This is a genomic window from Methanobrevibacter sp. YE315 (assembly GCF_001548675.1).
In the GTDB taxonomy this organism is placed as follows: domain Archaea; phylum Methanobacteriota; class Methanobacteria; order Methanobacteriales; family Methanobacteriaceae; genus Methanocatella.
The window spans coordinates 2,037,626-2,050,420 of the sequence record NZ_CP010834.1; the positions used below are offsets into that span (position 1 = coordinate 2,037,626).

Here is a 12,795-nt window from a genome sequence, read left to right on the forward strand (position 1 = left end):
TCAGAGTCGTTATAAATAGTTTTGCGACTGTAAGTGCTCACTTACATCGTTAAAATATAAAAAAATGATTAATTAAAGATTATTTTAAAAATAACAAATGAAGAAAGCTTAATTTTAAAATTTAATACTCTAAATATCAAATGTTTTAGAACAAGTTATCTGAAGCAATATGCATTTGTGAAAAATAGTATATACTAACCCGTAACATAAATTATACTATTCAAATTTATGTGATAAAATGACAGAAGTAAAATCAGAATGGAATAGTAATCTTGCCTTTGTGCTGGCAATGATTGGTTCTGCTGTTGGTCTTGGAAATATTTGGCGTTTCCCTAATGTTTTATACTCCAATGGTGGAGGATCATTTATGATTCCTTATATCGTTTCAATATTCCTGCTTGGAATTTCATTCGTCTTAGTGGAATATGCTGTTGGATATAAGTTTAAAAAGTCATTAGCAAGAATATTATTCACGGTTAGTAAAAAACTAGAACCAGTGGCCTGGTTTATATTATTAGTAGTATTTTTAATAACAACATATTACGTTTGTGTTGTTGGATGGGATTTAATTTATGTGGTTTTAAGCTTTACGAAAGGTTGGGGTGCAAACCCGGATTTATACTTTGCAAATAATGTTTTGCATGCAACAGATTCCGTTTCCGGAATATTCACAATCGTTCCAAATGTACTCATATCAATATTTGTCATCTGGTTTATAGCATGGCTTATTAATAAAAGAGATTTGAATGAGGGAATCGGTAAAGTAAGTAAAATTTTACTCCCCCTACTTTGTATAATGGTTTTAGCTATAGTTGCATTCTCTCTAACATTGCCTGGAGCATCAATCGGATATAGCCAAATTTTTAAACCGGATTGGAGCGCATTAGGAAATTCAGAGGTTTGGCTAGCTGCTTTTGGACAAATAGTATTTTCATTGAGTTTAGGTATGGCAATTGCCATGACCTACGCAAGTTACCTTCCAGAAGGTTCGAAATTAGTGGATAATGCAGTAATTGTTGCATTTTCAAATTCCGGTTTTGAAGTATTTAACTCAATTGGAATATTTTCAATTTTAGGATTTATGGCATTAACAAGCGGAATTCCTTTCAATGAACTTGTAACTGAAGGAACTGGTCTTGCATTCGTTGTTTTTCCACAAGTATTTAATACTATGGGATCTGTCTCATATATTATCGGACCATTATTCTTTTTATGCATATTATTTGCTGGAATCACATCAGTAATAGCTCTTCTTGAAGGAGTTTGTTATTCAATTTCCGAAAAATTCCTCATTGAACGTAAAAAAACAGCTACAGCAGTTTGTATTGTAGGATTTTGTATTTCAACAATATTTGCAACAGGTCTTGGAAGCACAATACTCGGAGTATTCGATTCCTATTTGAATAATTTCGCATTATTATTAGGAATACTTCTTGAATGTTTAATCTTTGGTTGGATTTACAAATTTGATGATTTGATTGAAACATTAAATGAAAATTCAACAATTAAAGTGGGCAAATTATGGAAAACAGTTATCAAATTCATTTTACCGATTTGTATATTCTGTCTTTGGGCACAAGGAATATACTACACTGTAACTGACATCAATCCTATAAGCACAACAATCATAACAATATTAACAGTAACATTGATTGTGGTTCCATTTATTCTTTCAAAATTGCCTGCAATCAACAAAGATTACTATAATGTGTAAAATTGAATTAAAATAGCTATATTAATAGCTATTTACTTTTTTTACTTTTTTAAAACAAATTATAGTCAAAAATAACTTCTTATTATTTATATTACTAAAATCTAAGTATTATTACACAATTCAAGAGGTTAATAAATGATTACTATATCTTCAATAAAAACGCATATGTACTGTCCGATGAAACTATATATCCAAAATCATGTCGATATGAATCCAAGTGATGACTATCAGCTTGCAATCGAAATAAAAAAATTAAAAATTGACATACAGGACTTAATTCAAAAAAATATGCGCAAAATAAAAAAAGAAATGAATCTGATTGAAATTGAAAACATTTTATCTGAAAATATCAATTCATATATTGAAAATACAACAAATGCCATAAAATCCATGGATTTGCTTATTGAACCCAAACAAATAGAAGAGATAATTGACGATTCCTATTTTAATATAAAAATTAAGGCTTTAAAAATAAAACAGGCAATGAACATACTTGACAAACACGCATTTGAAATAATAGACATGTTTTTCCCAAACTGCATGTATTCCTATCTATTGAAAGACCCACAACTTGAATTGATAGGAATGTGCGATAAAATAGAAATAATCGACGGCAAATATTATCCCATAAGTATTAAAAGTTCAAATCCTCCAATAAAGGGAGTATGGGACCAGGATGCAATAGAATTGGTCGCCCATGCAATACTTCTAGAGGAAGAATTCGACACGGATGTTTATGTAGGATTTATTGATTATGAAAAAATTGGAGATCGGCGTCCTGTGGTGATGGACGTTAACCTTAGAAAAGCATTGTTCGAAGTGATACGGGAAGTTAAGGAAATAAAGGATAATAAAAAAAACCCAAATGTTAAAAAAAACTCAAAAAAATGTGGAAAATGCGAATACAAAAATATCTGTATGAAAAAATAAAATCAAAAAAGGGAGTTATAAAAATAACTCCCCTATATGTCCATAAATATGATTAAAACTTAATATTGCCACCTAAACGCTCAATACTAAATGCAGCAGTATCTGCTATTGACATTACAGCTAAAACACCAGCTTGAATCGGATCAGTGATGATTAAATCAGCATGCTGTGTGACACTACCCGGCATATTCAGTGAAATTACAATCAAATTACTTTCATCCTTTACCTTCTTAACGGCTTTAGTTATCTCACCGCCCATAAGGGATCCTGCAAGAACTAATGCTCTAACACGAGGCAATCTTGAAATAGCTTCAATAGCTTCCGCTAGATTTTTTTCACCTACCAATGGAATAGTATCGATACTTATACGTTCCCCACGTATATTATGCCTATCTGCTTCTGTAATAGCACCCATAGCTACTTGAGCCACTTGAGCTCCACCACCAACGATGATTATACGTTTTCCATATATGTCCAACTGTGAACCATGCAATTCAACAGATTCTACTTCAGGAATGCTTTTTAAATCTGACACTAACTTATCAATATCTTTAACATGCTCCAATTCTAAATTGATGGAACCCATATTATTATTTTCAACGAAAAGATTGACATAGCTAATATTAGCACCATGGTCCGTGATAACATCAGTAATGTCATCCAATACGCCTTTTCTTTCTTGAGATTTAATAGTTAATGTATAATCACTCATTTTTTGGCCTTACTTTATCTAATTCAGCATGCGCTCTTTTCCACATGCTCAAATAATTATCCTCTTTATTAACCGGAATTACATCAAGACCCAAATCCTTATGTTCTTGAATCCATTCTTCATGGAAAACCGGTATTTCGATTTTTATTGGTTCGGAGGTTTTATTTACCACTATTAAATTTCTGTAAGGAAAATCCCATTCAACAATGTATCCTCCAAGACTTACCATATGATATGGCCTCATAACAAATTTCATAAATAATTCCTCCTATAATAATCCAAGCACAATAGCCAATACTCCAAGTAAAGTTGCTCCCAATATTGTTGGTAACAATTGCCTATTTGTAAATACTGGGCTGAATGCAGATAAAATTCCCATCATAAATACAAATATTAAAGCTACAGCAATATTTACTAAAATTCCCCATGAGAATATTGTTGGTGGAATTCCAATAAACAATACTGAAAAGATACATCCAAGAACAAACATGAAGAATCCTCTTGTTAGATAAACAATTGATCTGTATTTAGCAGCATATTCCATGTATGGTCCTTCAATAACATCTGATTTGGCTTTAATTATTGAAAATGGATATTCATTCAATATAATCATGTATCCAATGAAAAATACTATGGCTGCAATCCCACCGGCAACAGTGAATAAGAATGGTCCATGCAATTGTTGATAAGCCACAATATCTTTTAAGAAAATACTTCTAGCGGCAGTTACTGGAGCGAATAAAGATAAATACAATGGGAAAGACCCATAAGTAATCATTCTAAGAGATCTTTTTGCACTGATATCTTCAACAAATGACCTTTGAACATTAAGATGTGCTCCCCCTTTTACAATATCTGGGAAAGGCATTCTAAGAGACATTACAGATTTGGACAATGCTCCCATCAATACATAACATATTTCCTCTACTTTTAAAAATCCAACAATAGCCACTAAACTTGAAAGTGCCGGAATTTGATAAGCTTGTGGAGTTAATGTAATAAATACACATAAAACCACGATAAAGCAGATTATCGGCAATGCTTTGTATAGTCTAGGAACAGGGGATGAAATCTCCACATTTTCCTTGAACATGAATTTCAATGGTGCCATAATTCCTGGAGCAATTACAAGTGGCCCTATTCTTTGCTGAATTCTTGCATGAATATATTTTCTCTCAATTCCCGGAAGTAATGTTGAAATTACAAAACAAACTAGTACTGTAAGAACTACTGCAAGAACTGAATTTATTACTGTACTTTCAAACATGGTCTACCTCCTGATTATTTCAATTGCTCTATCTGTACAAGTGAAACAAGGGTCACATTGTACAATACATAATTGGGCATCTGTGATTTGGTCTCCAATACATGCATATTGCATTGCACCAATGTTTGCCATTGATGGAGTTCTAATCACGCAGTGCCTTACTCTTCCACTTTCAAGTGCATAAGAATGATATAAAGTTCCTCTTGGAACTTCAATGTAACTTTCAGTTAAGTCTGTGTCGACCATTTCCCAATCATGATTAACTAATTTGCCTTCAGGGATATTTGCAATAGCTTGCCTTATGATTTTTATTGATTCAAAAGACTCCAATGCTCTCATTAACAGATTAGATTTTACATCACCATCAGGTTGGGTGACTACATTAAAGTCAAAATTATCGTATTCGAACATGGTTGTTCTTAAATCTCTTGCAACACCAGTAGCTCTTAAGGTCGGTCCGGTAACTGCTAACTCAATAGCTTGCTTTTGTGGCAAGACTCCGATTCCCTCAATCCTTGACATTACGATTGGATCGGCAGTGAATCTTTTAGCAAAATCTGTAAGGCCTTCTTCCACTTTATCCATGTCTTCTTTAAGCCTTAATATTTTTGCTTCATCTAATTCACATCTTGGCCTTACTCCTCCTAAAACAGAACAGCCGTATTGAACTCTGTTTCCACCAATCATTGCAAGCAATTCCATGATAATTTCCCTTAAATAGAATACTCTCATGGAAAATGTTTCATGAGAAAGTACTTCACAACCGTGAGCCAGATACAAGAAATGTGAATGCAAACGTTCAAGTTCGCTCATAATTACACGAATATATTCTGCCCTTTCAGGAATTTCAATGCCTAAACCAATTTCAGCTGTTCTGCATGAATTCCATATATGTGAATTAGAACAAATTCCACAGATTTTTTCTGTAAGTGCATTTGCTTTTTGAACAGGCAGCCCTTCCATGATTCTTTCGATACCCCTATGATTAACACCAATAGTTATTTCGGCTTCTTGAACTATCTCATCTTCTACAAAAAACCTTACTCTATATGGTTCCAATGCAGCGGGGTGAACTGTACCCATTGGAATTTCAGTTTCAATTATATTACTTCTTGGTACTTTTTTATCCATTTAATCCCCTCTCAGTCCGCATCTAATAATATAGGTAAAAGTGATACGACACCAGCTAAAACATCTTGAGGCCTTACGGCACATCCCGGAATTTTTGCACTCACAGGAATAACGTTTTCAACTGGTCCTTCAATTTCTTCAGATTGGATATCACCATAACAATTCTTATAAACACCACCCATTAGAGCACAACTTCCTGCAGCTACAACCAATTTTGGATTAGGTATAGCTTCATAGATTTTCTCTAATGGTTTCCTATTCAAGTGTGTAACAGGTCCTGTAACAACAAGCACATCTGCTTCACGAGGATTCCAAGTTAAGAACACATTGTATTGCTCAGCATCAAATCTAGGTGATAATATGGAGTTTACAATTTCAATATCGCATCCATTACATCCACCAGTATAAACCAACATGACATGTATTGCTCTTGCTCTTGAAAATGATTTAATTCCCATCTAATCACCTTCCTCCCTGTTTCTTAATACAGTATTATCTGACAAATACTGTGCAATAACATTAAGCTTATCTTCAGATATTTTGAATGGTTGTTCAAGACAATTTTCGATGTCAACTTCTTGATCACCAACACAACTCGGATGTACGGTTCCTTTTTGTCCATATAATGAAAATATTGGACAGAAATCATGACAATAATAACATACCACACATTTTTCAAGATTAATTTCAGGTACTTTATTTTTTGTCCAATCATCAGTTAATTTAACAGGATTTGCTAAGGGTTTCATTTCAATTGCACCTGTTGGACAAACATTAGCACAACCAGAACATCCAATACAAGCTTTTTCATCAACTCTATCATCTACTTCAACTGAAAGTGTAGATATCTGTCTTCTTAACTCCATATCCGTAACTCTATCAGCTGCAAAAAAGATTCTTTTAAAGTTGGTAAAAGCCCCTTCAAAAGCTATTCTAATTAAATTTCTCATTTAAATACCCTCTATTGAATCTTTAAAATTTCTTTCGAACAAGAATGCTCTTGCAGGACATGCATTTTTACATGCGCCGCAATAAGTACATTTCTCATCATTTACTACAAAGTTACCGTCAATTTCCTCAATTGCGTCATATGAACAAATCTTATGACATAATCCACAATGCATACATAATTTTTGCTCAATGAAGTTAAATCCATTTTTAATTTCATTCTTATACATTGTAGATTTTGGAATAGCATCAACCGGACAGTGAACGGCACAATTTTCACATAATATACATTTGTCTAAGTTAACTGAAATTGAGCCCCTGTTTAAAGTAATTGCGTCTTCTTGGCATACTTCAACACAGATTCCACAGGAGATGCAATCTTGTGAAACACTTCCATCCCATGTGTGTGTCATGTATTGACGTGCGCCAGCTTCATCACAAACTTGCACACATTTACCACAGGATACACAGAATCCAGCCAATGTCGGCAGCTCTTCATCATTAAACTCATCATAAATGAACATTTCTTCATCTTCATGCAATGTGTGAATCGGACATGCCTCAATTGCAATTTCATGAGTTACATTTTCCGTATCCATAGTCGGGTCATATCTTAATTTGCCGTCTTCAAACTTATGAGATTCATTTTCACATAAATCAGCACATAATCCGCAGTTAAGACAGGATATGATGGAACCGGACGGTTTTTGATTTATCTTATTAACGACAATCTTGGATTCGTCAACAGAAATCGCATTGTTAGGACAGGATTTCATACAATTAAGACAAAGTGTACAAGATGAGTTGCTAACAATCTGATGTTTATTCATTGAATCATTTGGACAAACATCTGCACAAAGCCTACATTCTCTACAAATTCCCTCATCTCTATCAATTTTAACATGAATGGCTCCAGTTGGACAATATTCCTGACATCTTCCGCATAAGATACATTTTTCTGTGTCTGTGCCAAAGTAGCTTCTTGAAACTTCTTTGGCTTTTGATTCGACTTTTTCAGGAACATCCTCCAATGAAGGATATAATATTTTTAATGACTCTATGAAATTAAGTTGCTTTTCTTTTTCAAGTTCAAATCCATCAACACGATTGCAGCAGACCTCTTGACATACGCCACAGCGTGAACAGATTCCATATACAATTCCATCCTCAATAGTAATATTGTTTGTAGGACAATTGTACATGCACATTCCACAACCATTACATTTGGCTCTGTCTACAACATATCCTCCATAGCTGTTTTGGAATATTGCTCCATTTGGACAGTTTTTATAACATATTCCACAAGTAAGACAACTGAAAGCTCTGCCGTTAATGAATTTAATAGCTTTTGTAGGACATTGATTAATACAATCTCTTTTTCCTTCACATGTATTAGTTGTTAAAAACATTATAAAAACTCCTTATTTACTCCTTGCAAATAGTAGTCTACCTACAAACATTCCTATTAAAGCAGCTAAAAATGCAGTTGAAATCGGTAAATCTGTGTAAAACGGAAAATTACCTGATTGCCATGCTACACCAATTCCTGCAATAAGTATCACGGCAAATGATGCTTTAGTGAATTGTGCATCACTAACATTAAGCTTAATTTGAGATCCAATAATTAAACCTAATAGCAATCCAAATATTATTGGTCCTAAACTTAACATCATTCACCCTCCTCTACAAACTTCTTAAATCCTGCAAATGCAATAACAATTGCTGATAGACCTGCAAATACTTTCAAACCTACAAATATATTGAGATATGGAATGATACCAGCATTAGTCACATCAGGATAGTGGAATATGGCTTGAGTGGCTGCTGGAACTACATTAAGCAAATCAGTTCCAAAGTTGTATAAGTAAAATCCACCAAGTAACAATCCAATCAGACCAAAGATAACAAATCCTAATGCGCCGATAGATTCTAAAACTTCAATATATGTGTGTGACAATTCTATTGGAGAATTGCCTATGCCATAAACCAGGACAGATAATATGATTCCACTAGCAATCATTGCACCACCTTGGAAACCACCACCAGGAGTGATGTGCCCTCCGAGAATGGTCATTATACCTAAACAAATTAATATGATTGAAATTGGCAAAGATATTATTTTTAAAATGACACTACTTTGACTCATCGTTTATCCCCCAATAATCCTTTACCAAATATAAGCAATACCACAAGACCCGCAGTAAGCAATATAATTGATTCTCCTAATGTATCGTAAGCTCTAAAATCAAATATAACAACAGTTACAAGGTTTGGTGCTATTTGAGTTCCTAAAGCGTTGTAAATATTACTTACACCAGGGTTAATCATGTTACTTAAGTGGAATACTGCATCAAATAATGTAACAGAAAGTACTGCTGTCATTACTGCTGCGATTAAATTACGAACTGTTGTTTTAGACAAAATTACCACCCCAGTACATACATACGACAATAATTGAAAGTGTTATTATTGCATAGAATATCATCTTCTCTAGAGAATCATCTTGCTCGATTTTAAACTTAGGAATAAGCGGAATATTTGAAATCAATACAAAGGCCAGTAATAATGTAACTATACCTGCAAGCAAAACATTTACATGCCTTAACAATATTGCTGACAATAACAATGAAACAATTAAGAATATTTCTGCTGTTAAACTTCCAGAAACATCTGCATTAGTTACAGGGCCTGGTGAAAACAATTTTTTGAATTGCTTTACAACATCAAATATTTGATCATATAGTTTCATAATATCCCTCCTACAAAGTTAGAAATTCCATTGACAACAACATCAGGGAAGAAACCTAATGCAATAATGATTATTAATAATATTCCCATTGCAAACACCATTGTGCGTGGAACTTCCTTATTTTCAACTTCTAATTCAGCTGGTTTTGGTCTTAAAAACATCACATAATATGTTTTTACAAATACTACAAATGTGGCTATACTTACCATAATAGCTAAAATAGATATCTCAGGGAATCCGCAACTTAAAGAAGCCTGAACCAGCATTAATTTAGATTGGAAACCGCTTAAAGGAGGTACGCCCGCCATTGCTAAACCACCGATTAAAAGCATTAAGCTTACTTTTGGATGGTATGCCAGAAGCCCTCCGAGTTTACGAGTATCTACCTCATTTGTTGCATTGACAATTGCGCCAAATCCTATGAATAATAATGCAGTAATAATAATTTCGTTTAAAGCCTGGAACAAACCTGCAGTAATTGCATAATTAGTTCCAAGACCAATACCTAATCCAATGAAACCAAGTTCACCTACAGCCAAAAATCCAATCATTCTTCTGAAGTCCGTTTGGGTAAGCGCAAGAGAGACGCCCAATATCATAGCTAAGATAGAGAAGAACACTATGAGAACTTCAAAGATTGGTAATGTGGAATAGATTCTATGCATGATTAAGACAATTGAAATCATTGAAATAACTGTAAATGATTGAAGCAATGCTGCTCCATGAGGTTCTGCTTTTGAATAAATTCCAGATTTTATAGTATGGAATGGTGGTAAACCGGATGCGTATAACCAACCAAAGAAGATTAATCCGAGTGAGGATAAAAATACTGGAGAAGTAGCATCAACTAAACCTTTATGAACAGCTGCTGCAATATCTGTAACATTTACACTACCTGTCATTGCTAGCAGGAATCCAATTCCTAAAAGCATTATTGGACTTCCAATTGATCCTAAAATCATATACTTTAAAGCCATTTCGTAACTGTAGTCAATTGAAGATGCTGCAACAATACCCACCTGTGCAAGTGCTAGTATTTCAAAGAATACAAACATGTGGAAAATATCATCTGTCAACAACATTGCTGTAACTGCTGCAGTACCTAAGAATAATAAGAATAAATAAGGTCCTGAGACTTTCCTATAATTAGCTAGGTAAATGAAAACAACCAAGAATGTTAAGATTCCTATCATTGCAATGAATATCTGTTGCAAGAAAGTGAATGAATATGTGATTGCTGGATGATATACTACATTTGTCACATTATCTAAAATCGGTGAATAACCTCCAAAGTAATGCAATCCATAATTAGACAACAATGGAATCAGAGGAAGACAAATCGCAACAATGAATGCAAAAATCTTAGTGGCCTTATTGAATTTTGAAAAAGCACTAATAATTAATGCAGCCATCAAAGGAACAATAACCATAAGTGGGATTAATTCATTCATTGTATTCCTCCTGTTTTGATGTGTCAGCCAACATTACTTTTGTGCTTAAAGTACCATATTTCCTATAAAGAACCATTACTAAAGCCAACATTACGGCCAAGGTACTTGCACCGATTACAATACTGGTAAGTACTAAACCAAAAGGCAATGGATAAGCAGCATTAGATGCAAACCATGATGTATCCATTCCAGGCATCAAAATAGGTACAACACCACCTGCTTTATAACCAATAGCAACAATAAACAGATTAGCACCTTCTTCAATAAAACTAATACCAATTATCTTTTTTATGATATTATCAATGAAAATTGCTGAGTAAAGTCCGACAACAATCAAAGCAATTGATGTTAATAATATCGCAAGTTGAGTCTGTGCCATTAGCTATCCTCCCTTTGAGTTTTTTTAACAGCCAAAGCAATAAATACAGGAATAATCGCTGCGCCCACAATTGCTTGAGTTAAAGCAACATCAGGTGCCAATAAAATTTGGAAAAGAACTGCAAGAGCCCCTCCTGAAAATCCTGTTAGAATTGCTGCTTTCAATAAATCTTCCTGAATAAGAGCAAGGATTGCACTTAAAACAATAATAATACATAATACAAACTCTAACATCTTACTCATCCTCTTCAATTTCTAATGTAGTAACAGAAAATCTATCATCAGCTTTAAGTTTCTCTGAATTTTCACTCTCTAAAGCTTGCATTTTTTCTTTAGGATGGAAAAATGGATGATTTTCATCTACTTCAACTTCAACATTCTGTAAATCTACGTTATTTTCTCTATCTTCTTTTTTCCAATAAGCATTAGCTATTGCATGTGCTATAAATGGCGCTAGAATAAAGTAGATTCCAGCAAGCAAATATTGGCCAATGGCAATCATGGCAATGATACATGCAACATCAAAAATACCTATAATGTGAATTCTTGCATAAACAACATTCTTTGTATTTTTGCCTAAACTAAGAAAGCCCACAGCAGATATTATAATTAAAACTGCCGCTATAACAAGAAGGACTGATTGAATATATTCTATCATTCATCATCACCTCCCAAAACTACAGCGAAGGCAACAGTACCTACAAAACCAAAGAATATTAAAGCTAATGATATATCTCTAAAGAAACCAAGATTATATAAATCACCAACAATGAGTAAAGCTACTGCAAAGGCATTAACCACAACAGAACTTCCAAGAAGACCCATTGAAGTGGATTTATAAGCACTTGCTCTTAAAGCGGCAAACATCATTATAATTAATGCAATAACCACAATATATTTTGAAATAAATAATATATCCATACTATCTCACTCGTTTCTTTAATAAGAAAATGTCCTTTTATTCCAACATTTTCTTTATATATGGTTCAAAAGGAATGATATCCTCTTTTTTTCTTGGAGAAATAGTAGCTACTTTGATAATGTTATTTTCACTGTCTAAATCAACAGACAAAGTACCAGGAGTCAAAGAAATACTATTTGCTAAAATTGTCTGGGAAACAGGTCTCTCCAAAACTGTTTCTACATCGACAATTACAGGATCAATATTCCTCCTTAAAATTCCATTAAACGCAACATCTATTGTTGATTTAATGATTTCATAAATAAGGTCTAAGAAATAAATAATTCCATAACCAATTCTAGTCAAAAACATTAAACAAGCTCCATTTCATTATATGATAAAAGTCAATAAATTGACATTAATTAATAATATTATTATTTATCATGATTATTTATTATAAATGTATGCTTTTTACAAAAAATCCATTTAAAAAATGAATAACATGTGTAATAAATTTATTAAAAAATTAAATGAACAACATATGTATTAAATTGAAAAAATAAGAAAAAAATCCCACTCAAAATCAAAATTAAGAAAAAATGTCAATAAATAAA

The 12,795-nt window shown here is 33.3% G+C and carries 19 protein-coding genes; 2 read left to right on the top strand and 17 right to left on the bottom strand.

Annotated features, from left to right (window positions below; translation table 11 throughout):
• Nucleotides 1-238 precede the first annotated feature (238 nt).
• Both TL18_RS09520 and cas4 read left to right on the top strand, forming a co-directional pair.
• On the top strand, nt 239-1,714 hold the full coding sequence (locus TL18_RS09520) for a sodium-dependent transporter (protein WP_067044790.1): 1,476 nt from the start codon (nt 239-241) through the stop codon (nt 1,712-1,714).
• Between the two features lie 135 nt (nt 1,715-1,849).
• Complete coding sequence (cas4, locus tag TL18_RS09525) at nt 1,850-2,644, top strand: CRISPR-associated protein Cas4 (RefSeq protein WP_067044794.1); 795 nt, start codon at nt 1,850-1,852, stop codon at nt 2,642-2,644.
• 52 nt (nt 2,645-2,696) lie between these two features.
• On the opposite strand, the gene TL18_RS09530 is transcribed toward cas4, so the two are convergent.
• Genes TL18_RS09530 through TL18_RS09610 form a run of 17 tightly spaced genes read right to left on the bottom strand, consistent with a single transcriptional unit; the run spans nt 2,697 to nt 12,553 of the window.
• A complete protein-coding gene (locus TL18_RS09530; RefSeq protein ID WP_067044797.1) occupies nt 2,697-3,356 on the bottom strand; it encodes a DUF5612 domain-containing protein in 660 nt (219 codons plus the stop codon).
• Nucleotides 3,349-3,612, bottom strand: coding sequence for an energy-converting hydrogenase B subunit P (locus tag TL18_RS09535; protein ID WP_067044800.1), 264 nt, complete (start codon nt 3,610-3,612; stop codon nt 3,349-3,351). Before TL18_RS09535 ends, TL18_RS09530 begins: the two co-directional genes overlap by 8 nt.
• A 12-nt stretch (nt 3,613-3,624) precedes the next feature.
• Nucleotides 3,625-4,623: a respiratory chain complex I subunit 1 family protein gene (locus TL18_RS09540; RefSeq protein ID WP_067044803.1), complete on the bottom strand. Its 999-nt coding sequence runs from the start codon at nt 4,621-4,623 to the stop codon at nt 3,625-3,627.
• A 3-nt stretch (nt 4,624-4,626) separates the two neighbouring features.
• Complete coding sequence (locus TL18_RS09545; RefSeq protein WP_067044806.1) at nt 4,627-5,754, bottom strand: nickel-dependent hydrogenase large subunit; 1,128 nt, start codon at nt 5,752-5,754, stop codon at nt 4,627-4,629.
• 11 nt (nt 5,755-5,765) lie between these two features.
• Complete coding sequence (locus TL18_RS09550; RefSeq protein WP_067044810.1) at nt 5,766-6,212, bottom strand: NADH-quinone oxidoreductase subunit B family protein; 447 nt, start codon at nt 6,210-6,212, stop codon at nt 5,766-5,768.
• Nucleotides 6,213-6,704 (bottom strand): 4Fe-4S binding protein, encoded by a 492-nt coding sequence (locus tag TL18_RS09555; protein WP_067044813.1) that lies wholly within the window; start codon nt 6,702-6,704, stop codon nt 6,213-6,215.
• Nucleotides 6,705-8,111, bottom strand: a complete 1,407-nt coding sequence (locus TL18_RS09560) for a 4Fe-4S binding protein (RefSeq protein ID WP_067044816.1) — start codon at nt 8,109-8,111, stop codon at nt 6,705-6,707.
• Nucleotides 8,112-8,123: 12 nt separating this feature from the next.
• Complete coding sequence (locus TL18_RS09565) at nt 8,124-8,375, bottom strand: energy-converting hydrogenase B subunit J (protein WP_231483611.1); 252 nt, start codon at nt 8,373-8,375, stop codon at nt 8,124-8,126.
• On the bottom strand, nt 8,372-8,848 hold the full coding sequence (locus TL18_RS09570) for an MnhB domain-containing protein (RefSeq protein WP_067044819.1): 477 nt from the start codon (nt 8,846-8,848) through the stop codon (nt 8,372-8,374). Before TL18_RS09570 ends, TL18_RS09565 begins: the two co-directional genes overlap by 4 nt.
• Nucleotides 8,845-9,084 (bottom strand): hydrogen gas-evolving membrane-bound hydrogenase subunit E, encoded by a 240-nt coding sequence (locus TL18_RS09575; protein ID WP_067045520.1) that lies wholly within the window; start codon nt 9,082-9,084, stop codon nt 8,845-8,847. Before TL18_RS09575 ends, TL18_RS09570 begins: the two co-directional genes overlap by 4 nt.
• A 31-nt stretch (nt 9,085-9,115) precedes the next feature.
• Entirely contained in the window at nt 9,116-9,451 is a 336-nt protein-coding gene (locus TL18_RS09580; protein ID WP_067044822.1) for a hydrogenase, read from the bottom strand.
• The gene (gene ehbF, locus TL18_RS09585) at nt 9,448-10,902 is read right to left on the bottom strand and encodes an energy conserving hydrogenase EhbF (RefSeq protein ID WP_067044825.1); all 1,455 of its coding nucleotides are present in this window, start codon (nt 10,900-10,902) and stop codon (nt 9,448-9,450) included. Before ehbF ends, TL18_RS09580 begins: the two co-directional genes overlap by 4 nt.
• Nucleotides 10,895-11,281, bottom strand: coding sequence for a cation:proton antiporter subunit C (locus TL18_RS09590; RefSeq protein ID WP_067044828.1), 387 nt, complete (start codon nt 11,279-11,281; stop codon nt 10,895-10,897). The genes ehbF and TL18_RS09590 overlap by 8 nt, the downstream gene beginning before the upstream one ends.
• Nucleotides 11,281-11,523 (bottom strand): DUF4040 domain-containing protein, encoded by a 243-nt coding sequence (locus tag TL18_RS09595; protein ID WP_082706457.1) that lies wholly within the window; start codon nt 11,521-11,523, stop codon nt 11,281-11,283. The genes TL18_RS09590 and TL18_RS09595 overlap by 1 nt, the downstream gene beginning before the upstream one ends.
• Complete coding sequence (locus TL18_RS09600; RefSeq protein WP_231483612.1) at nt 11,516-11,875, bottom strand: cation:proton antiporter; 360 nt, start codon at nt 11,873-11,875, stop codon at nt 11,516-11,518. The genes TL18_RS09595 and TL18_RS09600 overlap by 8 nt, the downstream gene beginning before the upstream one ends.
• A gap of 59 nt (nt 11,876-11,934) precedes the next feature.
• On the bottom strand, nt 11,935-12,201 hold the full coding sequence (locus tag TL18_RS09605; RefSeq protein WP_067044837.1) for a hypothetical protein: 267 nt from the start codon (nt 12,199-12,201) through the stop codon (nt 11,935-11,937).
• 37 nt (nt 12,202-12,238) lie between these two features.
• Entirely contained in the window at nt 12,239-12,553 is a 315-nt protein-coding gene (locus TL18_RS09610) for a monovalent cation/H+ antiporter subunit E (RefSeq protein WP_067044840.1), read from the bottom strand.
• Nucleotides 12,554-12,795 lie beyond the last annotated feature (242 nt).

Coding starts and splice junctions, on each gene's coding strand:
- TL18_RS09520 (WP_067044790.1), top strand. CDS start 239: ATGACAGAAGTAAAATCAGAATGGAATAGTAATCTTGCCTTTGTGCTG.
- cas4 (WP_067044794.1), top strand. CDS start 1,850: ATGATTACTATATCTTCAATAAAAACGCATATGTACTGTCCGATGAAA.
- TL18_RS09530 (WP_067044797.1), bottom strand. CDS start 3,356: ATGAGTGATTATACATTAACTATTAAATCTCAAGAAAGAAAAGGCGTA.
- TL18_RS09535 (WP_067044800.1), bottom strand. CDS start 3,612: ATGAAATTTGTTATGAGGCCATATCATATGGTAAGTCTTGGAGGATAC.
- TL18_RS09540 (WP_067044803.1), bottom strand. CDS start 4,623: ATGTTTGAAAGTACAGTAATAAATTCAGTTCTTGCAGTAGTTCTTACA.
- TL18_RS09545 (WP_067044806.1), bottom strand. CDS start 5,754: ATGGATAAAAAAGTACCAAGAAGTAATATAATTGAAACTGAAATTCCA.
- TL18_RS09550 (WP_067044810.1), bottom strand. CDS start 6,212: ATGGGAATTAAATCATTTTCAAGAGCAAGAGCAATACATGTCATGTTG.
- TL18_RS09555 (WP_067044813.1), bottom strand. CDS start 6,704: ATGAGAAATTTAATTAGAATAGCTTTTGAAGGGGCTTTTACCAACTTT.
- TL18_RS09560 (WP_067044816.1), bottom strand. CDS start 8,111: ATGTTTTTAACAACTAATACATGTGAAGGAAAAAGAGATTGTATTAAT.
- TL18_RS09565 (WP_231483611.1), bottom strand. CDS start 8,375: ATGATGTTAAGTTTAGGACCAATAATATTTGGATTGCTATTAGGTTTA.
- TL18_RS09570 (WP_067044819.1), bottom strand. CDS start 8,848: ATGAGTCAAAGTAGTGTCATTTTAAAAATAATATCTTTGCCAATTTCA.
- TL18_RS09575 (WP_067045520.1), bottom strand. CDS start 9,084: ATGACAGCAGTACTTTCTGTTACATTATTTGATGCAGTATTCCACTTA.
- TL18_RS09580 (WP_067044822.1), bottom strand. CDS start 9,451: ATGAAACTATATGATCAAATATTTGATGTTGTAAAGCAATTCAAAAAA.
- ehbF (WP_067044825.1), bottom strand. CDS start 10,902: ATGAATGAATTAATCCCACTTATGGTTATTGTTCCTTTGATGGCTGCA.
- TL18_RS09590 (WP_067044828.1), bottom strand. CDS start 11,281: ATGGCACAGACTCAACTTGCGATATTATTAACATCAATTGCTTTGATT.
- TL18_RS09595 (WP_082706457.1), bottom strand. CDS start 11,523: ATGAGTAAGATGTTAGAGTTTGTATTATGTATTATTATTGTTTTAAGT.
- TL18_RS09605 (WP_067044837.1), bottom strand. CDS start 12,201: ATGGATATATTATTTATTTCAAAATATATTGTGGTTATTGCATTAATT.
- TL18_RS09610 (WP_067044840.1), bottom strand. CDS start 12,553: ATGTTTTTGACTAGAATTGGTTATGGAATTATTTATTTCTTAGACCTT.